Genomic DNA, 23,802 nt, shown 5'->3' on the forward strand with positions numbered 1-23,802 from the left:
TATTCTTATGCCCTTGTTCTCCCAACTTATAAAAATATAAGATCAATTGATTCTATGTTTACTAGCGCAAAGGGGTTTGTTACACTAACTGTCATGGGGAACATTTCAAAGGTAATACAAAATCATTTGAATGAGGAGGCTTGATGAAGTTGAAAAATAAAGCGTCAATAAAATTCGGAATATGTGTTGGGCTTTTATGTTTAAGCATTACTGGTTTCACACCTTTTTACAGCTCAACGCATGCCGAAGCAAAATCCATAGAAGACACAAACATGGCAAGCTGTATAACGAATAAAAAATTTGTTCAACTTGAGAAAAAATTTGATGCCAGGCTTGGTGTTTATGCAATTGATACAGGTTCAAACAAGACAATCGCCTATCGGCCGAATGAGCGATTTGCTTACGCATCAACCTATAAAGTTCTAGCCGCAGCTGCTGTCCTGAAGAAAAACTCAATTGAAAAACTTAATGAAGTCATCCACTACAGCAAGGACGATCTTGTTACATATTCTCCAATCACAGAGAAACACCTAGATACAGGCATGAGCCTAAAAGAAATCTCGGAAGCTGCTATACGTTACAGCGATAATACCGCTGGGAACATCTTGTTGCAACAGCTTGGCGGCCCTAAAGGTTTTGAAAAGTCACTGAAACAGATTGGGGATCATGTAACGAAAGCTAAACGATTCGAGACGGATCTAAACTCTGCGATTCCTGGTGATATTCGTGACACCAGCACCGCAAAAGCACTGGCAACCGATCTTAAAGCTTTCACTTTAGATAACACGCTCACGACTGACAAACGCACGATCTTAACCGATTGGATGCGAGGCAATGCTACTGGTGACGAACTGATTCGGGCAGGCGCTCCAATAGGATGGGAAGTTGGCGATAAATCCGGAGCCGGAAGTTACGGGACACGAAACGACATTGCTATCGTTTGGCCTCCTAACAGAGCTCCTATTGTTTTGGCAATTCTGTCAAACCGCTTTACGAAAGATGCTAATTATGATAATGCTCTTATCGCTGAGGCTGCAAAAGTCGTCTTTAACGATCTCAAATAATATGTTTAGCCTTTTGCCACAAAGGAAAAGACATTACTTTTTTAACCCCTACCGTTCATTTTTTGATGAACGGTTCTTTCATAGGACCTCTAGAATCATATATTTAAACACCACAAAATTAAACGTTATTATAATTAACGGCAAGTTTTCATTTTATGGAACAAGTAAAGTTTGACCTGACAAGAATTAAGACTAAGCACCCTAAAATCCGTTTTCTTCTCCTTCAAGTAAACATACAATGCAGACAACTCTCTTAAGTCTCTTATTCTGTGACCAATTTGTAATACTCATTGATATTCGGACTCTCTTCCCAATATTTCGTCTCGTTCGAAGACACTAACATATCAAACCACTTGAATTAACATAACTGAACTTGATATTGGTCACTGGCAGTTTCAATGCAATAGAACAACATTTGTTGTCTCAGAGGTTATCTATATGAGAATTCAACAATTTTTTTTATAATAATTCATATTTTTGTATCGTTGCACTTGGTGGATTTGACTCTTTTAGTGTATGGAACCACACTTTTATTTTTTCACCTCTTTTGAGATCATCTGTGTTATCAATCTCACTTAATCCTACAATTACTATGTTATTTTTAAACTTGTTCATAAGTTGTCCTTCAGAAAGATCGTAATCTTCTTTTACTGGAGTTTCTGTAGTGGTAATGAGAATTGCCCTATTATTGTCTTTAAGCACGACATAGCCTACTAGGCTCTGCATCTTTGTTTCGTCTCCGTTTTGTTCATTTTTATTGCAGCCTGCAAGGAAAATAATGAGCACTATCAAGCTTACTCCGATTTTCGGCAACCTTTCTCACTCCCGTCATGTTTAACAATCTCACTCCATAACTACATATCAATAAACTGTAGTGTAAACCTATCCAGAAACTTCTTCATTTTCTCATATTGAATCTTTTACAAGCTGGTAATACACAGACTAAATCGGGTAAAAATTCGTAGAGGTGATTTCATTGAATGATGATCATAAAGTAACTCATTACTCTTCATTTATTTTTTCAACAATCATGGTATTGGCGGTCGCCATCTTTCCACAATACACTTCTTGGTTTGTAACAGTTTTCTTCTTGGGTTTTGCACTTATCTATACATTCCCAAAACATAAAACAAGTTCATCAAAAGCAATATCTTATATTTCGTATTTTTTATTCATTGTTTCATAGACTTACACTTTAGTTAATATGTAAGGGACATTCACCAAACGGATCTACTTCTTTTTGTTCTTTCTCAAATGTTCGTATGTGGTTGCCTTCGAACCATACCCTTACTCTTATTCCGCTTTCAAACTCATTATTGCATGCTGCTTCTTTTTGGGTTCCAGCATAAATATACTTATCATTACTGTCGTCTACTATACATATATTTGCTCCCTTTAAAATCGAGATTTTTACTTTTTATGATCCATTATTCACTTTCAAAATAACTTCCAATTACAACATAATATATGTATAAATTGTAAATGGAGTTGATGTAATTGAAGATTAGGAAAATCTTATTGAGTTCTGCTTTATCCTTTGGCATGCTCATATCCGCGGTTCCCGCATTGGCTGCTGGCACTTCGTCTGAGGTTGCAGTAAAAAGTGATGAATATGATTATGACACTATATACCGCATTAGTCCTCTGCCAATGGACTTCCAGCCAACGATAGAATACAACGGTTATACTTATAAGCTTACACGTCATTATTTTGATTACTCAATCGGGTTTTACACGGCTATTTATACAAAAGTTGTTTAAATTTATAAAGGAGCTTTTTAGCTCCTTTTTCTCTTGTTTTAAGCACAAATACAAGTTTAAATGCTGGTAATAAAAAATTCACTTTAAAGAAGCGCCGCCCGCAAAATGAGGCTTTTGCACACTACGCCAATTTTATATAGAAAAGCCAGACTTCCTCCAAGAGGTTCCAGCTTTTCTTAATGTGCTATCGATCTTCGTTAGTTCAACGGGAACTTTATCATTCGGTACAATTGCAGCCTCCCAACTTCTAGTTAGGGCTGATGGCGGAATATCTGATGGCTCTCTACACACATCAGACATTATAAAATTTCAATGTAGCCTTCTGTACCATGAACGCGAATTCGTTGCCCATCTTTTATCAGCTTGGCAGCATTTTCAACGCCAACAACTGCAGGTAAGCCATATTCACGGGCTATAACAGCTCCATGGGTCATCAGTCCACCAACTTCGGTGACTAAGCCTTTTATGGATACAAACAATGGTGTCCAGCTTGGATCAGTAAAGGAGGTAACTAATATATCTCCATCTTCTAAATCAGCATCTTCCATGTTTAAAATGACACGCGCTCGCCCCTCTATCACTCCGGAGGAAACAGGTAGACCTACAATCGCTCCGGCTGGGAGATTTTCTCGTTTATACTCACCTGTAACGATTTCACCATCAGACGTGATAACACGTGGTGGAGATAGTTTTTCATATAGTTTGTACTCGTCTTTTCGTGTGCTGATGATTTGATAATCCAGTTTATGTGTGCGTACGACTTCGTGAAGTTCTTCAAAAGTGAGATAATATATATCTTCTTTCTCATGAATAACGCCCGCTTCCACGAGTTGTTCGGCTTCTTTCAGTAAAGCCTGCTTATAAACGAAGTATCGATTAACCATGCCGTATTTTGGATATTCCCTAAACCCGCTGAAATTCCGGATGATATCTATCATTCGTTTTGTTTCTTTGGCTTTTTGTTCACCATCCGGTAATTGCTTCAATCGATCTAATAACTCTTGTTCTTTCTCCAAAGCTTCCTGTCGCCCTTGCTCAAATTTTCGATGGCTGGCATTTGGCTCACTGTTATTGATATTATTAAGAATCATTGGGATAAGTGTAGTTGGTTTTTCACTCCATCGAGTTCTTGTAATATCAATTTCTCCGGTACATCGCATTCCGTATTTGCTGAGATAATCATAGATCGCGTCTCGGGTTTTGCTTCCGCCATCAAACTTAGCCAGTTCATCCAAAAAGTTATCATCTTTTACATGTTGTAAGTAATCAATTACCTCTGGATAAGGACGGATCACATCTGCGACGTCTAATAACGCAAGACCCATTTCGGAAGTAATATTATGGGGTACAGATTGAGAAAGCGTATCTGCTGCGTTTTTTTCACCTAACCACTCGTTCATTTTTTCGTTAATCCATAATGAAGCATTCATAGCAGTTCGAATCACAACCGAACTTTCTGGGTTAAATAAAATCTTCTTTAATTCCTGGATATCTTCCAGAATAAAACGAAATAAATCTGATCCTGATTTCGTTTGGATGTTTTGTTTTAACTCTTCTATCGATGTTTGACTGCTCTCAATCAAATCAGACACGATTGTCGGATCGTTTTCAACTTGAGCCGGCATATCTGCATTGCCTCTGCTGGGATTTGGTGCTGTTTTATCATTTGGTATCGACTTTATGAAATCTCGTCGCTTTATTATAGTCATAAGTGCGTCTTTTAAGAGCTGATCGTGCTGCCCCATGCCTTTTAAGAAAACTTCTCTGCTGTCAGGGGATGCTAGATGATGTGTGACATCAACAAATAGCCTTCCACCGGCTTTACGCATGGGTGCAGCAGTCGTCAACAGAAAAAAAGACAACCCCAGTGGTTTTATGGGATCCGTCATCATTTGTTGATGACCAACAGAAATATAGACGTGATTTTCTTGGTCACTCGCTTCAGGGATGGGGAATAAAGTAGTGATTGGACGACTCTGTACAATATAAAAAGTATCGCGGGCCAAACACCATTCGATATCTTGCGGCTGGCCGAAATGAGCTTCGATCTGTCTTCCAATGCGTTCCAGCTGTAAAATTTGTTCATCAGTCAGTGTTTGAGCCTTTTGCTGATCAGAATCGATCTGCTGTGTTTCTGTTCCGCCTTCTTTTCGTCCGTAGATAGCCAATTTTTTAGTTGCTATTCTCTTATCGATGATTTGCCCATCCTGTACTTTATAACAATCGGCAGACACCAATCCGGAAACCAGTGCTTCACCAAGTCCAAAACCGGCATCGATGGATAACACCTTTCGGCTTGAGGTAATCGGATCAGCGGTAAATAAAATTCCCGAAGCCTGAGGGAAAACCATCCTTTGAACGATAACGGATAAATAGACTTGGCTGTGGCCAAATCCATTTTGCATACGGTAAATAACCGCGCGATCCGTAAATAGGGACGCCCAGCATTTACTGATATGCTGCAAGATTGCATCGACGCCGATAATATTTAAATAGGTGTCTTGTTGACCGGCAAATGAAGCATGTGGTAAATCTTCAGCAGTTGCACTAGAACGCACGGCATAGGCATGTTCCTCGCCGAACTGGGAGAGATAGTGAGCCACTGCTTTCACAACATCGGAAGGAATGTCTACTTCCATAATGATTTGCCGAATCTTCCGGCTGATGTTACCAATCTGATCTCGGTCCTCAACTTTTAGCATCGCCAACTGATCCAACAACACTTGTAACGTTTCGTTTTGTTCGATGGCTTTTTGATATCCTACTGTTGTGACACAAAATCCTTCTGGTACTTGTATACCTTGAATTTTTGATAATTCCCCTAAATGTAACCCTTTTCCTCCAACGAGCGAAAGCTGTGTTTTTTCAATTTCATGTAAACCGAGAACCAAAGAACTCATTCTACATCTCCCCTTCAAAAAAATATTGACAAGAGCTTCCTAGCAGGATATAATAAAATTATAAGATGGATATCTATAACTTTTTAACTAGAAAGCGCACGTAGTATGATTATATCACCGTGTCTGTTTTTGTGCAATATAAAAAGAACCTGGGCAATTTCACCAGGTTCTTTTCTTAATTTCCATAGCTAGTCGCATTAAAAAACTTGGTTCGAGCTGATTCAATCCTCTAAGGAAATCCTAAAGTTGGGTTCTTTTTGAATTTACTTGCTTTGTTCGTAGAGTCCCCATTTATAAATTAGACTTTTTGTTCTTAACAGTCCCACCGTTAACTAGTTTAAAGTTATGAGGATTCTGGTTAACTACTGAGATATTTTTATTTTGAGTAAGGCTTATGTTTTATAAAGAAGGGTTATGTAAAGGTGTCTGTTGTGAGCAAGCGCTGACTACAAAAAATTGATAGCATTCTCATTTAAATACCATTCTATTAACCTATAGGAAAAGTTATAAAACCAGATGGAGAATACCCTACCTCCAGCAATTCCAAGGCCGTTCACCTAGTAGAAAACAACCTTTAAGCATTACTAACGACTTTAATAATCATTGATTATAAAACTTCTCAAGGAACGATCAGCAGCCCGTTAGCTACCCCTAATTAAAGATGATCTGCTACCACACTGTTACGTTAGAACTTCCACTACTTTGATATCCTTCTGTCGCCATGACTTGGTAAGCCCAATTACTGCCCAGATTCATTCCATGGCTCTTCCATGCGTTCACATGATTGCTGAAAGTGATTGTAGCGTTGCTTCCAGTTGGTCTCTTCGTCTGGCGAACACTCCAGTACTGCGTAAAAGTAGTGCGATCGCCATCAATGGAAGGTGCGTTATAACGTGTAGTTGTATATATGTCATATGTACCCCCATCACTTTTTACAGTACCTTTATACGTTCCAGTAGGTCTATAAGTACCCCATGAATCCACTACATAATATTCTATGAGAGGTGATCTCGTCCAACCATATAAAGTTAAATATCCATTGCCATTCGGCGCCCAAACTCCGGCATTATAGTTTATCGTCCTAAATGGCGAACCTGTAGTCCAACCTTTACCAACAACAAAATTTCCGGTATTAGACCAATTAACACTGTAATTCCCGCCAGACCCATTGACAGCGTTTACTATACCGCCCCCATCAGTCCAATTTTGCCAGTAGTCTGTGCTAGCTGCAGAGGCGGTTGCCGAAAACAAGCTAATACTCATTAAAGCTGCCGATAATCCAACTAAGAAATTCTTTTTAAACTTAAACATATGTTACCTCCTATAATATTTTTTCCGACTTTGAGGTAGCACTCGTATACATTTAAAACATTCTTAATTACTAACGCCAAAGCTTTTGATCGTCCCCTTCAGTATAATACCACGAATTCATGAGCAAATATTAAAAGTATTTGTAATTTAATTACAAATACCTAGAAACACATTATAAGTGGTCTTCTTCCACCATATCCTGATCCTTTTTTCGCAGGATCACAATTCTTGTTTCTAATTCAGATGGAAGTAATATCTGCAATGAATTCCCATTGAACCATTTCAAATAAAGGAGATACACATTAGAGATTGTGAAATTATTGTAGCTGCCGCTTGTCTAATGAAGGGAAGCAAATCTATGAAGAATATGAAGAACTGAAGAAGAAAACAATTAAGGTTATACTAAGAAAGAACTGCTCAATTAGAATTATTGACCAAAAATTTGAGGATGATAGCTTAGATCAGTTTTACAAAGAAGTTGCAAGATTGTTATTTGAAAGGACTCTGAAAAAGAAAAATAAGAATTGACAATCGGGGTAACTGTGGAATGTAACCGAGCCTCCAATTCAAAATAAATTTCTTTAAAATACTTATTTTATTTAAAGAGGGACTGTATATCCCTCTTTAAAATTAAGCTTTAGATTGCTGCTGAAAGTAATAAAAATTGTACTTTTGATCAAACCCTTCTTCGCTTCCACAAAGAAAAATAATGAATTCAATAAATGCGATAATAGACGGAATACCAGTCCAGCAAAACAAAATATATTAGAATACCTTGTCCTACTCTTCCCAAATAAAACTTATGTATTCCCAGACCCCCGAAGAAAAATGCTAATAATGCCGCTACAATTTTGTTCTTCTTGCTTACCATGACTTCCTCCTAGTTCATTGCTACCATTTTTAAAGTAATGCTTTCACATTATAATGCATTTTCCGCCAGAAATCGTGAAAATTTTGAAATTCTTTTGAGATTTTTTATTTTATTGAGAAATGAAAGCTCATATAATTGAACTAGATGGTTTTGGGAGGCGTTTATTCAAAATGTATGGCCAAAGATTACGTCAATTACGAAAGGCACACAAATTAACAATGGAACAGTTAGCTGAGAAAATTGGAATTGCAAATCAAGTTACGGCGGGTATGAAGCTGAAAGCAAATAACCACCATTGGACAAGTTGGTTATTTTAGCTAGACTATATGATGTTTCAGTTGATTACATACTTGGATTAACAGATGATCCTGATCCTAAAGTGGAAAGAAAAAATCTAAAAGAGTTTTTAGAAAAACCAGATATTCACTGGGATGGATATAAACTTACCCCTGAGATATTAGATCCTATCCGGAAAATTTTGAAGTTGGTTACTGCAAACAACAATTAGTAAAGTCCGCATAAGGGCTTTTGCATAAAACAATTATATCATTGAATTTTCCAACTCATTTCAATAAGTTTATTCATGATGATAGCTAAACTTTCACCAGCTTTTTGTGGCTTCTCACCTGCTTTTATCAGAGTAATTAAAGCACTTAAATAGTCCACTAAGCTATTTTGATTTATTGTAACTGTTTCTTTATAGCTTTGTAAGCTTCCTCGAACTGATCAAATTGCACACCCTTCATAGCAGCAAACAGCTAATTTATCAGAAATATTTCCATATGACTCTGTTACACTAAAAAATCTTTTGACATTGATTAGTAAGGCAACGCACTTTAAATAATCATACCCCAGACCAATATGTAAATTGCCTGCAGCAAACAGCAAATCATTCAAACTGTGTACGGTTCACCATTCCTTGCAACTGTCTCAATCCCTTTGTGTAAGTATAATAAAAAGACAAATGAATTTTTATCTGTGGAACGCTCAGGTAATAAGGACACTATAATAACTTACTTTAAGCCAAAACATCCAAATAAAAAGGCTGGTTATAATTATTATAAAAATCAATAGGAGCTATAAATATATAAAGAGGGATTGCTATGCCAAAATTATATACATGTTTAATTTGCGGATATAAAGGATTAATTCAAAACCCATTAAACAATGATGGTGAGTATCAAAAAACATTTGAAATCTGCCCTTGTTGTGATTTTGAATACGGCTACAGTGAAGATCATGAAGTAAGCTTAGGTTTTATTGTAACGCCAGATTACTTAATTGAAGCTGCAATTCAGTTATACCGAAAACAATGGATTGAGAATGGCATGAAAATTGCAAATCCTAAATATATTCCAGATGAATTTAGAAACGGTGACTGCTTAAAATTTGAGGTGTTGTTAAACCAATTGAATAGCCTAAATCTCGATACAGAAAACTTTGAAATCAAGGGATTTAATGGTTATTAAGCAGATCCAAGCCCCCATATGGGGGCGTTCTTATTATTGTACAGTCTATCAGAACTATTTATAGAAAAACTATTTAATGTATTGTATAAATATCACTGACCTTTTCTTTCTCCATTCAACTTCCTTAACCCTCAACTGTTTGCTGCTGCATCACATTCCTCCTTTTTGATTTTTGTGTATCAAGCCTGTACAATATTCAAAAACCCTAAAGGATGATGAACATGTGTGGCAAGTTCACTTTATTTTCTTAGTTTGATGACATCATTGAGCAATTCAACATAGATCAATTCTTACCTGAAGGTGAATATCACCCTAGCTATAATGTCGCTCCTTCACAAAACATCCTGACAATTATCAACGATGGATCCAATAACCGGTATTATCCCTCCATGGGCTAAAGATGAAAAGATCGCCTATAAAATGATTAATACCCGCGCTGAAACATTGTCCGAGAAACCCAGCTTTCGAAAGCCGCTAGTAAACGAATGGAAACGCCTTGATCCAAAGACATTGTATTGTCATTCTGGTCTTTTACATGAAGCCTGTGTTGTTCAAAATTAATGTAATGGACTCTGCCGGTGACATTTTCAACGAATCCATTGTTAAAGAGTTTGAATTTCAACTCTTTATTAAATTCAAGTACCTCAGAGACAACTAATCTGCCCTTGCATCAAAGGAGCTCCTATTTCTGATAAATCGATTCCATGAGCATGATAATACAACTGGTTTCCCATTATTCCGAACTTCTTTTCAAGCAGCTCTAAAGGAAATTTGGCTAACTGATCTACAGTCGATATTGCCATCCGATTTAGGTTTCTTTCCATCCTCCCTCCTATCCCCCACATTTTAGACCACGGGTGAAACTTCCAGAGTTTATTTGGCACATCCTCTTATCTCCAACGTGCAATGCCACTCTTTGTTTTCTTACTTTCCAGGTCAAGCGCAAGCTTACTCAGCAACATATTATCTCCAATGCCTACTGTGCACATCAAACCAAATTCTCTCCATATGCTGAAAGCTGTTAGATGCAGTGAATGGCCTTTTCGTCAATTTGTCTTTTTTTAAAAAAGGCCTATCTAAAAGCTCGGGAAAGAAATGCTTATCTTTGCTACACTGATCATATTTTCATAAACGTGCTTTATCTCATTAAACAGCCAAGGTCACTCTTGCTCGCGATATTCTGTGTGTAGAATTTTTACAACCGGCCTTCTGTTCAAACAAGAAATTTAGTTTATTTACAGAAACACACCTTTTCAATTTATCGAAAACCTTAAAAATTAAATTTTTTACTTTATTTATTAAGTAAATAAATATATAATATAAAATTGAAGCGCTTTCAAAATTAAATGATTAAAAGGAGGAACTGGTTTGCTGAAAAAAGGATGGATTTCTTTTACGGGTGCTTTCGTTTTATCTTCTTCTCTTCTTATGCCTTCCGCACAAGCCCAGGAGCAGATTATTAATCTTGTAGATGCTGAAGCATCAACGTCGACAAAACAGCTGTTTTCTTATTTGCAAAGTATTAGCGGCGAAAAAGTTTTGTTCGGCCAGCAGCACGCAACGGATGAGGGAATTACCGTTACCGGACCCGGTCTGCGGACAGGTTCTACCGAATCTGAAGTGAAAAACTCGGTCGGTGACTATCCCGCCCTCTTTGGCTGGGATACGCTCAGTCTTGATGGCTATGAAAAGCCGGGATCACGTGAACAATCTGCCGCCGAAAATCGAGCCAATCTGATAAAATCGATGAAAACCGCACATGAACTTGGTGGCATCTTAACGCTTAGTACTCATCCGCATAACTTTGTAACCGGCGGCGACTTTTATGACACAAGCGGCCGTGTAGTCAAAAATATCCTGCCGGGCGGAAGCTATAATGCTAGATTCAATGAATGGCTTGACAACATTGCTGCTTTTGCAAATGATTTGAAAGACAACGAAGGCAAAGATATTCCTGTGATTTTCCGCCCGTTCCACGAGCAAACCGGCGGCTGGTTCTGGTGGGGAGCTCAAACCACTTCGGCTGCAGAATACAAAGAACTTTACCGATATACTGTAGAATACTTGCGTGATGTAAAAGGCGTCGATAACTTTTTATACGCTTTTTCACCAGGTGCATCTTTTAACGGAGATGAAGAGAAATACCTAAAAACCTATCCTGGAGATGATTATGTTGATGTTTTAGGATTTGATCAGTATGATAATCCAAACAATCCGGGGTCTGAAGGGTTTTTAAATACTCTCGTAGTAGATCTTGGCATGCTCTCAAAATTAGCAGACTCGAAAGGGAAAATAGCTGCTTTAACTGAATATGGACTTGGATTAAAAACAAACGGAAACCTTGACACACAATGGTTCACGAGAGTGCTTGATGCCATCAAAGCAGATCCCTATGCAAGAAAAATTTCTTATATGCAAACCTGGGCTAACTTCGGGCTTAATGGCAACTTGTTTGTTCCATACAAAAATGCACCAAATGGGCTCGGAGATCACGAGTTACTTCCTGACTTTATCAATTTTTATAAAGACCCCTATTCTGCTTTCTCGAAAGATGTTGGGAATATATACGGAGGAGCAGTACCGGAAACAGTTGCAGAAAAGCCGTTTATGCATATTGTTTCGCCAATTGACCGTAGTCTTTCGCTCCAAAAAGTTACACCAATCAGCGTTAGTGTGATTCAGGGTAAACCCAAAGATATTTATTATACCGTGAATGACAAAGCGAAGAAGTACCCTCTTGTCAAAGGTGATGGTTATTATTATGAAGGGTCTGCTGCTTTAAAAGGTGACAAAGCAACTATTCATGTAACAGCCGAATTTGCTGATGGAACCTCTCAAAAACAAACGATTAAGGTGTATTTAAAAGAGCCAGAAAAACAGCCACCAACAGTTGTTGATACATTTGAGACATATTATGGCGATGATGAACAGCTGCAGGCTGCCTTTGCTACTCAAGGTGATCCCTTAAAGCTATCGTTAACCAGTATCGTAAAAACGGAAGGTTCCTATGCATTAAAATATGACTATTCACTAGCTGGAGCAGGTTATACTGGCATGACCAAATCTCTAGATAGTGTTGACTGGGCTGAAGCAGATTCAATTGATTTCTGGCTGAAAGCAGACGGTGGAAATCAAAAAATGGTTGTTCAACTCAATGCCGGAGGAATCGCCTTCGAGGCGTATCCGTCACTTGCTTCTAAAACAGCCAGCGAGGTATCAATCCCATTTTCCGAATTTAAACCGGCCCCATGGGAATCTGCCGAACGGCAAAAAGAAACATTAACAGCTGAACACTTGAAAAGTGTAAGGGCGTTTTCTATTTATGTAAATGCTACGGGATCAGAACCTGTTAACGGCACGATTTACCTTGATAATATTCGTGTATCATCTTCTGGAAAAACAGACTTTACCGATATACCGGCCAGCCACTGAGCACATATATATAATGGCTACTATTCTGATTCGGGCCTATGAATGGAAAAACGGATCTGTTTCAATTAACATCTTTCCTTTATAATTCAGAATATATAGTGAAGCTGTTGGAAAAGCCCAACAGCTTCACTTAATAGGTGTCAAATGCTCTCCGCTACAACAACTTCGTATAGCTTCTCTTTGATTAGAAAACATTAAAATTACTTTGTGCAAAGCTTATTAACTTACTAATTTTTATTAAAACTATGATTGTAATAATTTGAATATAAAAAAGCATAGACAAGAGGTCTATACTCATTGGGGAGAGGCAGTTGGAGAACTGACAGAATCGCGGTAAATGATACGACCCTTTACTTGGACCCGACCAAATTTTTTAGAAGGATCGTTTACTTTTTCATACATAAATTGAACAGCGGTACGTGCCATTTCTTCCACATCGACAGCTACAGTTGTTAATTCAGGAAACCCGATTGTTGCATAAGCATCATTGTCGAAACCAACTACTGATACATCTTCCGGTACCTGATATCCGTGTAAGACGAGCTTATTAATCAAGAGGCGTGCTACCTGGTCACAGTTACAAACAAAGGCAGTTGGCATTTGGTCTGGCAATTGAATATCTACAAATTTCCCCTCTTCATTCCGGTCATTTAAAATATAATTGTCGTTTCTTTCTAACCTGTGTTCAAGGAGCGATTTATAATAACCCAAAAAGCGGTCTTGAATACTGCTTGTCGCGTATAAATTACCGACGTATCCGATTTCCTTGTGTCCTTTGCTGATCAAGTAGTTTGTTAAATCGTAGGCGCCATAAAAGTTATCCGTAATAACCGCATCCATATCTGTTTTCTCATCATAAAAATCCATAAATACTACTGGAATATTTACGGACTGCATCATCTCAATGTATTCTTTACTGACCTGCCCCAATATAATCAGACCATCTACTTTTTGTTCCGAGTAAATACGTGGCGGCACTAAAGTTTTTTCATCATTTGAACTTAAAATGTGAAGGATGCCGTAATAACCTTTTTGCTCCAGCGATTTAGACAGAGACTGATAGATGTTTAAATAAAATGACTGCGTCATGCCCGTAAATCGTTCTGGAATAGTAACACCAATATTATAAGAACGCCCGTCTTTCATGGCACGGGCTGATGTGTTGTAGCGATAACCCATTTCATCAGCTACTTGTTTGATTTTTAATTTGAGATCAGCACTGACTCCTTCTTTATCATTTAAAGCTTTCGATACTGTTACGCTGCTTACACCAAGCTTTTCTGCAATATCTCGCATGGTAATATTAGTTTTCAAATCCTCGCTCCTCTCTGAATTATTGTTAATCGATAACTTAATTTTATGGCTAATAAAATCTTTTGTCAATGAGGCTTACTGAAATCCACCCCGAGAGCGTGCACAGATTGGTACGTAAATTTTAATACAACAGCAGCGAATAGTATGAGCGGAACAATTAAAGCCTATATTCACTGTTTTTAAAATAAACAATGGATATAGGCGGAGTATGGCAAATCATTAATTATCAACGTTTTAAATCTAGCACAAAACTATTATTTGTTTATAACTTAACCCCGTTTGAAGAAATTACTCCCTTAAACCAATCGAAGCTTTTCTTCTTATATCTATTCAAATCTCTTAAATTTGTTTCATCTCTGTTTACGAAAACAAAGCCATAACGCTTCTTCATCTCACCTTGAGAGCTTAAAATATCCGTTGATCCCCACGAAAGGTATCCGATAACATCTACACCTTCTTTCATGGCCAGTTTCATTTGTTCAATATGTTCCCTTAGATAATCAATACGATACTGATCTTCCACTGTTTGGTTTTCGTCCAGCTCTTCTCTTACACCAATCCCATTCTCTGTTATGAAAATAGGCAGCCGATAACGGGCATACATATCTTTTAAAGCCACTCTTAAGCCAATTGGATCAATTGCCCATCCCCACTCATTGGTATCTAGTTTTGGATTCGGACATACACCTGAAATAATGTGTCCATCCGTTTCCGGCAGGTGCTTAACCGTTTGACTCTGATAATAGCTGAGGCTTAAGTAATCAACTGTGTTATCCTTAAGTAATTCAGCATCTCCCTCTTCAAACACCGGCATTATGTTGTTCTGCTCAAGATGACTGGTAACATAAGATGGATACTCGCCGTGCACAAATACATCAAAATAAAAGTCTGTCAATAACTCTTTTGCTTTCATATTTGCTATAGCATCTTTTGGATCACAGGTCGCTGGATACGTTGTTAGGTAGGTTACCATTCCTGCCATTTGTCCATTTGGCACTAACTCATGCAGAGCTTTTACCGCCTTAGCATGTGCAATAAAAGCATTGTGGCACACCTGATATCTTAAAGCCTCAACTGATTCATTATCAGCCAATGTAACTCCCCAATATTGCGGGTTTGTTAAAACAAGATTTTGCTCATTAAAAGTAAGCCAATATTTAACTTTTCCTCCAAATCGTTTAAATACTGTCCTTGCATATTTATCAAATAACTCTACGACTTTTCTGGAAGCAAAACCGTTATATTTTTCTGCCAACGCCAAAGGTAAATCAAAATGATAAAGAGTGATAACAGGCTGGATTCCGTTTGTCAGCATCTCATCAAATAATTCATCATAAAACTTTAAACCTTCTTCATTAGGTTCTCCTTCTCCATCTGGAAAAACCCTTGACCATGAAATGCTTGTGCGGTAGGCATTAAATCCCATTTCTTTAAAAAGCGCAATATCCTCTTTATAGCGATGATAAAAATCCACTGCTACCTTCCAATTTGAATGATTATTCTTTACCGGCCTTGCATCTACTATAGACGGGCCCTTCCCTCCCTCATTCCAAGCACCTTCAGTTTGAAAAGATGTTACCGCTCCTCCCCAGAAAAAACCCTCGGGGATAATATTCTTATTATTCATTTCTTTGCACTCCTTAATTGTGAAATAACATTGCAGGCTTACCTCAAGAACATTCTTTCAAGGCGTATGTTTAAGCGAAAAAAGAAATCTTATGTTGTATTACCTTATAATTATCGCTCTCCGCCATTCTGGTAGAGTTCTCTCCAGAATAGTTTTACTGCTTTTGCTGAGTCTTCCGCACAAACACATCTATTACGCACCACTATAGAGCAGGAACATAAAAAGCGGAAGCAGGCTACATTTGATAAACCTTAGGTGCATCCTGCAAACAAATAACGGTCTAAGTCAGATCTAGTATTCTTAGTTCAAAACTTCACTTTTGTAGATTTTTCTCAATATCATAGTCCCACACATAACATAGAGAGAAGGAGCAATGAATATAAGAAAAATTAAATTCATCTGACTTAATAAAACTATGACTAAAAATACAGCAAATAATAAAACAGATCGTACAAACCTTTTAAACATTAAATAAAAACCATAAAATAAAGCTTTCTTTACACTTAAATTCAACTTAACCAAGTTCCACGATACATATGTGAATAGCACCACTCCCAATAAATACAAATAAACAAACGCAAACTTTGTAAAAACTCCTATATCTGCCGGTACGGATTCAGGTAATGGAAATATGATAAACAGCCCTGTATAAATAAAAAAACAAAAAGTAAACAATGAAATTTTTTTATAACCTTTGTATTTTTGGCTTCTCTCTCGAAGTCCTTCCCTAATAGAAACCCCGTTCCCCAAAAGAACTTCATCCATCATTTCAACCAATGTACAGAAAGAAGCAACAAGACCAAATATAAAGAACTCTTTTATCAACGCTACCCAAAAGAATACACTCGTTTTAGCCAGGCTAAAGACCAAATCCATTATCCAGAAAACCTTGCTGTCTAAATACGTACTTTTATCCATCCGTTTCACCTTCTTGAAATAAGGTACTTGATTTAACAAGTACCTTTTCGTTATTATTTCAGGTTATATTCTTTGCGAATCTGATCCGCAATTTTTTTCAATTCTTTTTCCGCATCGAGATCCTTCAAATTAATATTGTCAATGACCGGCTGGATTTTATTTGCAATCTCGGCATAATCAGGTGTATACGGTGCATTCATAACAGTTTTGCCTTCTTGAAGAAGCGTTCCTAATGAAGCTGCATTCTCCGGCGCGTTTTTCATAGTAGTTATTTTATCTGCATGACGCTTTACCACTGGAATTGCGTTAATTGTATCAATCTGGATATCCTGCCCTTTACCGGTTGATAGGAACTTCAGCAACTCAAATGCTTCTTCAGGATGTTTTGTCCCTTTTCCAATACCGATTGGCAGATAAGAAGCTGCAGATACATTGCCGGCTTTTCCTGCTGGCATTGGTGCCACATCCCACTCAAAGGAAACGTTTTTCTCTGTATCTGCCCAGTCCCATGGGCCCATTAATTTCATGCCCGCTTTTCCAGTTAGGAACAAATTAGACATGCCCTGTGCTTGAGCTGAAGTTGGTTGAACTTTATATTTGTTGATAAGATCGGAGCCAAACTGGATTGCTTCAATTGTTTCCGGCGAGTCCACTGTCACTGTCTTGCCATCTTGACTTATGTATGATCCCCCGTTTTGAACCAAAATTTCCCCAGTATAGTAGTTTTCAATTCCAAACTGTACTGTTTTTCCACCTTCAACTTTTGTTAATTTCTTCGCTGCATTAAGGAAGTCATCCCAAGTCCAATCATCTGAAGGATATGGCACTCCTGCTTCATCAAACATATCTTTGTTATAGCCCATCTGGAATGTCGCTGCATCACGAATCAGCGCGTATTGCTTGCCATCAACCTTACCCATTTCAAGAATGTTAGGCAAGTATTCATCTTTATTGATCTCTTTATCAGATAGATCCATCAATACATTTTTAGATACTAACTGTCCAAAGGCAGATGGTTGGATCCAAACTAAGTCTGGCTGGTCACCGCCGGCAGACATTGTTAGGAACTTGTCGTTAAACTTATCGTATGGAGCATAAACCATTTCAACATTGACACCAGGATTTTCTTTCTCAAATGCTTTAAAGATTTCATTTTCCAGTTTTGTACCTTCTGGATTGTTATTCCAAACTAATATACGGAGCGTCACGCCATTCTTTGAGTCCCCACTTGACGTATCAGATCCAGAACATCCCGACAAAAAGGCTGATAAAGCCAGCACAAGGGTTAAAAGGAAAACACCTAATCCTTTCTTCTTAAACATCGAATTACTCCCCCCTATTTATTTAGTAAAATATAGATAAGGTTCCAGAAAAGGTCATTATCTAGCGTGACCCTCACTAATCAAACCTAGCTATTACTTTCCACCAGTAGTAGCGATACCTTCTATGAAATACTTCTGCCCAACAAAAAACATGATTATCAAAGGCAGAATAATAAGCACACTTGCTGCCATCATTGGTCCCCATTCTATCAATAATGCACCCTTGAATTGGAGAATCCCTAAAGCTAGCGTGAATTTAGAATCGTCATTGAGATAAATTAACGGTCCCAAGAAATCGTTCCAAGTCCACATGAAGCTCAGCAAGGCAACAGTAATGACTGCCGGAGTGGATAACGGAAGGACAATCCGCCAGAAGATTCCCAGAGTGCTGCACCCATCCAAATAAGCTGATTCTTCAAGCTCTTTTGGGATGGTTTTAAAAAACTGTCGAAGCAAGAAAATAAAGTAAGCGTTACCAAAAAAAGCAGGAACAATTAGCGGCAAAAAAGTATTTGTCCAACCAAGTTTCGCAAAAATCATGTATACAGGAATCATGGTGACTTGCGGAGGGAGCATCATAGTTGCCAACAACAAGATAAACCAAACATCCCGTCCTTTTCCCTTAATTCGTGCAAAACCGTAAGCTACCAATGTCGAGGATAAAACCGTCCCAATTACCGTTGCTACAGTAACAATGATGGAGTTTAAATAATATTGACCAAAGTCCACGATAGTGAATACGTCTATATAATTCGCAAAATCCCATACCTTCGGCAGCAAACTAGGTGGAAAAGAAATGGCTTCATTTTCAGGCTTTAGTGATGTCCCAACCAACCATAAAAATGGAAAGATGAAAACGATAGATAAACTGACAAGAAGTCCGTATGTCAGAATTCTTTCAAAAAGTTTACTTTTTTTTATGCTGCTCTCTTTTTTTATCCTCACTGCTTTGGTTTTTACTTTTGCGATTTCCACTTCACTTTCCCTCCCTCACTTATTCGTCATATTCATAGTAGACTTTTTTTCCAAATACCTTAAATTGAATCAGTGTGAAAACTAAAATGATGAGAAATAGAATCCAAGCAAGAGCGGATGCATACCCCATCTTAAAAAACTTGAATGCATCTTGATACAAGTAGAAAACATAAAATAGAGATTTATAATTTGGTCCACCGTTTCCACTGCTTACAACATACGCTTGTGTAAAAATTTGAAAAGCGCCGATGAGTCCCATGATTAAATTAAAAAAAATAACGTTTGATGTCATAGGTATTGTTATATTCCAAAACTTCGATAACTTCCCTGCTCCATCAAGCTCAGCAGCTTCATAGAGAGAGGCAGGCACATTTTGAAGGCCGGCCAGGTAGATAACCATTCCTCCACCTGCTCCCCATAGACTCATAATTATTAAAGAAGGTTTAACCATTGCCTCACTCAGCAACCAATTCGAGGTTGGCAGATGAAAAAATGAAAGGATCGCATTCGCAATGCCAAAATCCGGCTGAAAAATCAAGATCCATAATAAAGAGCTGGCAACAGTGGGAACAAGAGACGGTAAATAGAATACAGTTCTAAAAAACCCCATAAACTTTACTTTTGCGTTTAAAAGGACCGCTAACAGATAACCAACTATCAATCCAAGCGGTACTGCAAAAACGGTATAAAAAAGTGTATTCCATAATGATTGCCAAAACAAAGGATCTTCTGTAAATATCTTTTGATAATTTTCAAATCCTACCCAATTTGCTGATCCAAGACCCGAATAGTCAGTAAAGGACATATATAACGAATACACCATGGGCCCCGCTGTAAAAACAAAGAACCCAATCAACCAAGGTAAGATGAACATGTAGAACAAAAATGTTTTCGATTTATGCATTTTCCACCCCGCCTTATCTAATTTTTAATAAGGAACTCCACATGACTTTATCAAATATCCTGGGAATTCTCGAAAACCTTCAAACCCTTTAGATCAGTTTTCAAAAAATTCTTTGTTTTTCACTCCCTTTTAAAAAAATTAAATCACTAATCAGTTAACTTAATTATTAACTTAACTTAAACAACCATTAATCGCTAACTTAATAAAATAATTATATATTCACCAGAATTAAATGTCTATACTTTTTTTGAAATTTTCAAAAATAAAGCAGAAAACGCTTACAAATACTGATTTAATTCTAATTTGTTCCTAACTATCAAGAAATAACTAAGATTAGACACATGATTTGTGATGAGTTCGTTTATTAAGTAACGGTTTAGTTTTAATTTAAGTTTATATTGTCAAAAAATAAATAGTTTATTTTGATAATTTTTGTTATAATTTAAGTCGCTTGCAACTTTCTTTTTATTTTCTCTATTATTTTGTAAGTGCTTTCTAAAATAAGGGTTTATTATTAGTAAGGAGTGGTGAATAGTAATGCCGATTAAGGTCAATGAGGAAACGAAAGAATTTCATCTTTTCAACCGAAATATTAGTTATATTTTTAGGGTGTTAGAAAAAAGCAAGCAACTAGAGCACCTGTATTATGGAAAAAAAATAAAACACCGGGAGTCATTTAAGCATCTTATTGAGCGCGAAATAAGACCTTCTTGCAATATGTTTGAAGGCGATCACACTTCATCATTAGAACACATAAAACAAGAATACCCAAGTTTTGGAACTACAGACTATCGATATCCCGCCCATATGATAACAAATGATGCAGGCAGCCATGTTACAAATTTTCAGTTTGAAAGCTATGAAATTATTCAAGGAAAGCCCCTACTCAATCAATTGCCTGCGACTTATGTAGAAAATGAGAGTGAAGCGGAGACCATCGAAATCACATTAGTGGATCATACTTTAAAGAGCAAATTAATTTTAAGTTATTCTATTTATGCGGATAGAAGTGTTATTTGCCGAAATTCTAGATTTATCAATACCGGTGAGGAAGCATTTTATCTTAATAATGCTATGAGCATGAATGTTGATTTCCCAGACGACAACTATGAAATGGTTCATCTAGCAGGAGCTTGGGCCCGTGAAGCTCACATGGAAGTGCAAAAAATATCAAAAGGAATCCAATCTGTCTATAGCACGAGAGGTGCCAGCAGCCATGTCCACAATCCTTTTCTTGCTTTGAAGCGGCCGGATACCACTGAACACACCGGTGATGTATATGGATTCAGCCTGGTATACAGCGGTAACTTTTTAGCCCAGGTTGAAGTAGACGCATATAGTGTAACCCGGGTAATGATGGGAATTAACCCTTTCTGTTTTAAGTGGAAATTAAATTCAAAAGAATCCTTCCAAACCCCTGAATGTGTTATGGTGTTTTCTGACCAAGGATTAAACGGAATGAGTCAAACATTTCATGAGCTTTACCGTACAAGGTTGGTTAGGGGAAATTGGCGTGATAAAGACCGCCCTATCTTAATTAACAACTGGGAAGCCACGTATTTTAATTTCAATGAAGAAAAAATCTTAACAATTGCCAAGGCGGCCAAGGACTTAGGAATTGAGTTATTCGTTTTGGATGATGGCTGGTTTGGAGAAAGACATGATGATACAAGTTCACTTGGGGACTGGTTCACAAACAAAGAAAAATTGCCAACTGGCATTAAAGGCTTATCTGAAAAAATAGATGTATTAGGGTTAAAATTCGGCTTGTGGTTTGAGCCAGAGATGGTATGCAAAGGTACAAAGCTATTAAATGAACATCCGAATTGGATTATCGCCACTCCTGGCCGCTCGCCTTCACATGGCCGCAACCAGTTTATTTTGGATTTTACAAGAGAAGAAGTGGTCGATCATATCTTCTCGCTCATGGATGAGATTATCACGGGTACAAAAATAAGCTACATCAAATGGGATATGAACCGGTATATTACAGAAGCTTATTCAATGAGCCTGGCTGCAGATCAACAAGGGGAGGTTTATCATCGGTATATTCTAGGAGTCTATAGTCTTTACGAGCGTTTAATCCAAAAACATCCACAAATTTTGTTTGAATCTTGTGCAGGAGGAGGAGCTCGTTTTGATCCGGGGATGCTATATTATGCTCCCCAAGCTTGGGCCAGTGATGACACAGATGCAGTTGAACGATTAAAAATTCAATATGGGACTTCTATGGTTTATCCACTAAATTCTATAGGAAGCCACGTTTCGGCTGTTCCGAACCATCAGGTCGGCAGGACCACACCGATTGAATCTCGGGCAAATGTTGCCTATTTCGGCACATTTGGTTACGAACTTGATGTAACAAAACTAAATGATGAAGAAAAAAGAAAAGTGAAAGAACAGGTTTCCTTCTTTAAAGAAAAACGCAATCTAATTCGTAACGGACAGTTTTACCGGCTGCAAAACCCTTTTGAATCCAACGAAGTGTCTTGGATGATTGTATCAGAAGATCAAAGAGAAGCAATCGTGGGATATTATAAGATCCTCGCAAAACCAAACGATAAATACTACCGTATTAAATTAAAAGGCCTAAACCCTGAGAAACTTTATCATATTAAAGAGCGGGGCAGCAATCATTACGGTGATGAATTAATGAATATAGGAATTATTTTAGCTGAGGACTACACAGACCGCGCTTATGAATATTGGCAAAGGGAGTTGCCAGGTGACTTCTCTTCCGAGATATTTGTACTGAAGGAAGTAGAAACTGCGTTGTAAAAAGGGGGATACCTATGAATAATTACATGGTTTTTGATATAGGCGGCAGTGCGATTAAATATGCTGTTATTAATGAAAATGGTGATTTTCTTACCAGGGGTTCATTTCCTTCTTCACCCCTTGATTTTGAAAAGTTCATCTCTGAATTGTTACAAGTAACGAGAAAAAATCAAGATAAGTACCAGATTTCCGGGATTGCTCTCAGCAGTCCTGGGGGAGTTAATAGCGACACCGGCATTATAGGGGGAACCAGTGCCCTTCCTTGTATACACGGCCCTAATATAAAAGAAATAATTCAAAACAAAAGCGGTTTGCCAGTTGAAATCGAAAATGATGCAAACTGTGCGGCTTTATGTGAGGTTTGGAAAGGTACAGCTGTAGGTAACAATGATGTTTTATTTGTAGTAATCGGTTCTGGAATCGGCGGTGCAGTTGTAATAGACCGAAAAGTTCATAAAGGAGCTAACTTGCACAGCGGAGAATTCGGCAATATGATCTTGGATACTGTTGATGATATAAACAATATTTCTTTCCGGACATGGAGTGAATTAGCTGCAATAGGTGCTCTCGTTCGTCGGGTTGCAGAAATTAAAGGAATCGATGTATCGAATTTAGATGGAAAACAAGTATTTGCAGCAGCTGAAGCAGGTGATCGGGAGTGCATGAAAGCCATCGATGATTTTCATTTATCTTTAGCTAAGGGTATTTTCAACCTCCAGTATGTTTATGATCCGGAGAAAATTATTATTGGCGGCGCAGTCAGCAGCAATGAAAATCTTATCAAACAAATAAATAAAAAAATTGATATCATAATGAATTCATTGCAGGGTGCAAAAGTACGTCCAATAATAGAAGCATGCAAATTTGGAAATGATGCTAATCTTCTCGGTGCTTTATTCCATTACTTTCAGTGTCGAGATATAGACTGGAAAAGAACAATGCCTGATACTGACCATGAAACTTACGACAGAAGTCCTGCATAAATGCAGAGCTTCTTTTACGAAATTAGTTACAAGCCAATGGCTGTCCCCCAAGACAATTGGGATAAAAACTATTCTTTTAAATCTTTATATTCCTTACAAACCATCCCTAATATTACCCAGTCAGAAAAAAATTTGCTCAAGAATCAGGTCACGAGACGTCATATTTTGAAGGT

16 protein-coding genes and 9 pseudogenes are annotated in these 23,802 nt (G+C 37.6%); 10 read left to right on the forward strand and 15 right to left on the reverse strand.

The window, feature by feature from the left end; translation table 11 throughout:
- Window positions 1-143: 143 nt before the first annotated feature.
- Window positions 144-1,064 (forward strand): class A beta-lactamase, encoded by a 921-nt coding sequence (gene bla, locus NSQ83_RS10350; protein ID WP_198878690.1) that lies wholly within the window; start codon window positions 144-146, stop codon window positions 1,062-1,064.
- Between the two features lie 262 nt (window positions 1,065-1,326).
- Here the strand turns inward: bla and NSQ83_RS10355 are convergent.
- A pseudogene (locus tag NSQ83_RS10355) lies at window positions 1,327-1,416 on the reverse strand (SMI1/KNR4 family protein); the annotation flags it as partial.
- Window positions 1,417-1,523: 107 nt separating this feature from the next.
- Window positions 1,524-1,877 (reverse strand): DUF3221 domain-containing protein, encoded by a 354-nt coding sequence (locus tag NSQ83_RS10360; protein ID WP_046663317.1) that lies wholly within the window; start codon window positions 1,875-1,877, stop codon window positions 1,524-1,526.
- 163 nt (window positions 1,878-2,040) lie between these two features.
- On the opposite strand from NSQ83_RS10360, the gene NSQ83_RS10365 reads away from it, so the two are divergent.
- Complete coding sequence (locus tag NSQ83_RS10365) at window positions 2,041-2,250, forward strand: hypothetical protein (protein ID WP_250629420.1); 210 nt, start codon at window positions 2,041-2,043, stop codon at window positions 2,248-2,250.
- Window positions 2,251-2,295: 45 nt separating this feature from the next.
- Here the strand turns inward: NSQ83_RS10365 and NSQ83_RS10370 are convergent.
- A pseudogene (locus tag NSQ83_RS10370) lies at window positions 2,296-2,448 on the reverse strand (hypothetical protein); the annotation flags it as partial.
- A gap of 113 nt (window positions 2,449-2,561) precedes the next feature.
- Here NSQ83_RS10370 and NSQ83_RS10375 point away from each other — a divergent pair.
- Window positions 2,562-2,825, forward strand: coding sequence for a hypothetical protein (locus NSQ83_RS10375; RefSeq protein WP_080529402.1), 264 nt, complete (start codon window positions 2,562-2,564; stop codon window positions 2,823-2,825).
- 299 nt (window positions 2,826-3,124) lie between these two features.
- Here the strand turns inward: NSQ83_RS10375 and ppsA are convergent, their stop codons facing one another.
- The 3 genes and pseudogenes from ppsA to NSQ83_RS10390 all read right to left on the reverse strand — a co-directional run bounded on the left by ppsA (window position 3,125) and on the right by NSQ83_RS10390 (window position 7,907).
- Complete coding sequence (ppsA, locus tag NSQ83_RS10380; protein ID WP_198878689.1) at window positions 3,125-5,725, reverse strand: phosphoenolpyruvate synthase; 2,601 nt, start codon at window positions 5,723-5,725, stop codon at window positions 3,125-3,127.
- Window positions 5,726-6,394: 669 nt separating this feature from the next.
- A complete protein-coding gene (gene xynA, locus NSQ83_RS10385; protein ID WP_015251938.1) occupies window positions 6,395-7,036 on the reverse strand; it encodes an endo-1,4-beta-xylanase XynA in 642 nt (213 codons plus the stop codon).
- A gap of 630 nt (window positions 7,037-7,666) precedes the next feature.
- A pseudogene (locus tag NSQ83_RS10390) lies at window positions 7,667-7,907 on the reverse strand (TM2 domain-containing protein).
- Window positions 7,908-8,077: 170 nt separating this feature from the next.
- Between NSQ83_RS10390 and NSQ83_RS10395 the strand changes: the two are divergent.
- Window positions 8,078-8,415: pseudogene (locus tag NSQ83_RS10395) on the forward strand (helix-turn-helix transcriptional regulator).
- Between the two features lie 38 nt (window positions 8,416-8,453).
- Here NSQ83_RS10395 and NSQ83_RS10400 read toward each other — a convergent pair.
- Window positions 8,454-8,804, reverse strand: a pseudogene (locus NSQ83_RS10400) (hypothetical protein).
- 48 nt (window positions 8,805-8,852) lie between these two features.
- On the opposite strand from NSQ83_RS10400, the pseudogene NSQ83_RS10405 reads away from it, so the two are divergent.
- From NSQ83_RS10405 to NSQ83_RS10415, 3 genes and pseudogenes are all read left to right on the forward strand, one after another.
- Window positions 8,853-8,981: pseudogene (locus tag NSQ83_RS10405) on the forward strand (SAR2788 family putative toxin); the annotation flags it as partial.
- A 29-nt stretch (window positions 8,982-9,010) separates the two neighbouring features.
- A complete protein-coding gene (locus NSQ83_RS10410) occupies window positions 9,011-9,376 on the forward strand; it encodes a hypothetical protein (RefSeq protein ID WP_198878688.1) in 366 nt (121 codons plus the stop codon).
- Window positions 9,377-9,636: 260 nt separating this feature from the next.
- Window positions 9,637-9,859, forward strand: a pseudogene (locus tag NSQ83_RS10415) (SOS response-associated peptidase family protein); the annotation flags it as partial.
- On the opposite strand, the pseudogene NSQ83_RS10420 reads toward NSQ83_RS10415, so the two are convergent.
- Both NSQ83_RS10420 and NSQ83_RS10425 read right to left on the reverse strand, forming a co-directional pair.
- Window positions 9,801-10,034: pseudogene (locus NSQ83_RS10420) on the reverse strand (YolD-like family protein); the annotation flags it as partial. The pseudogenes NSQ83_RS10415 and NSQ83_RS10420 sit on opposite strands and share 59 nt — an antisense overlap.
- Window positions 10,030-10,389 (reverse strand): annotated as a pseudogene (locus NSQ83_RS10425) (UV damage repair protein UvrX); the annotation flags it as partial. The pseudogenes NSQ83_RS10420 and NSQ83_RS10425, both read right to left, overlap by 5 nt.
- A 355-nt stretch (window positions 10,390-10,744) precedes the next feature.
- Here NSQ83_RS10425 and NSQ83_RS10430 point away from each other — a divergent pair.
- On the forward strand, window positions 10,745-12,808 hold the full coding sequence (locus NSQ83_RS10430; protein WP_198878686.1) for a glycosyl hydrolase: 2,064 nt from the start codon (window positions 10,745-10,747) through the stop codon (window positions 12,806-12,808).
- A gap of 294 nt (window positions 12,809-13,102) precedes the next feature.
- On the opposite strand, the gene NSQ83_RS10435 is transcribed toward NSQ83_RS10430, so the two are convergent.
- From NSQ83_RS10435 to NSQ83_RS10460, 6 genes are all read right to left on the reverse strand, one after another.
- Window positions 13,103-14,122 (reverse strand): substrate-binding domain-containing protein, encoded by a 1,020-nt coding sequence (locus NSQ83_RS10435; protein WP_015251932.1) that lies wholly within the window; start codon window positions 14,120-14,122, stop codon window positions 13,103-13,105.
- A 262-nt stretch (window positions 14,123-14,384) separates the two neighbouring features.
- Window positions 14,385-15,749 (reverse strand): glycoside hydrolase family 1 protein, encoded by a 1,365-nt coding sequence (locus NSQ83_RS10440; protein WP_015251931.1) that lies wholly within the window; start codon window positions 15,747-15,749, stop codon window positions 14,385-14,387.
- 300 nt (window positions 15,750-16,049) lie between these two features.
- Entirely contained in the window at window positions 16,050-16,667 is a 618-nt protein-coding gene (locus NSQ83_RS10445) for a hypothetical protein (RefSeq protein WP_198878685.1), read from the reverse strand.
- Window positions 16,668-16,720: 53 nt separating this feature from the next.
- Entirely contained in the window at window positions 16,721-17,989 is a 1,269-nt protein-coding gene (locus NSQ83_RS10450; protein ID WP_038429103.1) for a sugar ABC transporter substrate-binding protein, read from the reverse strand.
- A 93-nt stretch (window positions 17,990-18,082) separates the two neighbouring features.
- Window positions 18,083-18,964 (reverse strand): carbohydrate ABC transporter permease, encoded by an 882-nt coding sequence (locus tag NSQ83_RS10455; protein WP_326256824.1) that lies wholly within the window; start codon window positions 18,962-18,964, stop codon window positions 18,083-18,085.
- Window positions 18,965-18,983: 19 nt separating this feature from the next.
- Complete coding sequence (locus NSQ83_RS10460) at window positions 18,984-19,868, reverse strand: sugar ABC transporter permease (protein ID WP_038429104.1); 885 nt, start codon at window positions 19,866-19,868, stop codon at window positions 18,984-18,986.
- A gap of 537 nt (window positions 19,869-20,405) precedes the next feature.
- Here NSQ83_RS10460 and NSQ83_RS10465 point away from each other — a divergent pair.
- Both NSQ83_RS10465 and NSQ83_RS10470 read left to right on the forward strand, forming a co-directional pair.
- Complete coding sequence (locus NSQ83_RS10465; protein ID WP_048655130.1) at window positions 20,406-22,646, forward strand: alpha-galactosidase; 2,241 nt, start codon at window positions 20,406-20,408, stop codon at window positions 22,644-22,646.
- A 14-nt stretch (window positions 22,647-22,660) separates the two neighbouring features.
- The gene (locus tag NSQ83_RS10470) at window positions 22,661-23,629 is read left to right on the forward strand and encodes an ROK family protein (protein ID WP_038429107.1); all 969 of its coding nucleotides are present in this window, start codon (window positions 22,661-22,663) and stop codon (window positions 23,627-23,629) included.
- The last annotated feature ends 173 nt before the right edge of the window (window positions 23,630-23,802 follow it).

This window comes from Bacillus sp. PS217, from assembly GCF_037963535.1.
Taxonomy (GTDB): domain Bacteria; phylum Bacillota; class Bacilli; order Bacillales; family Bacillaceae; genus Bacillus; species Bacillus subtilis.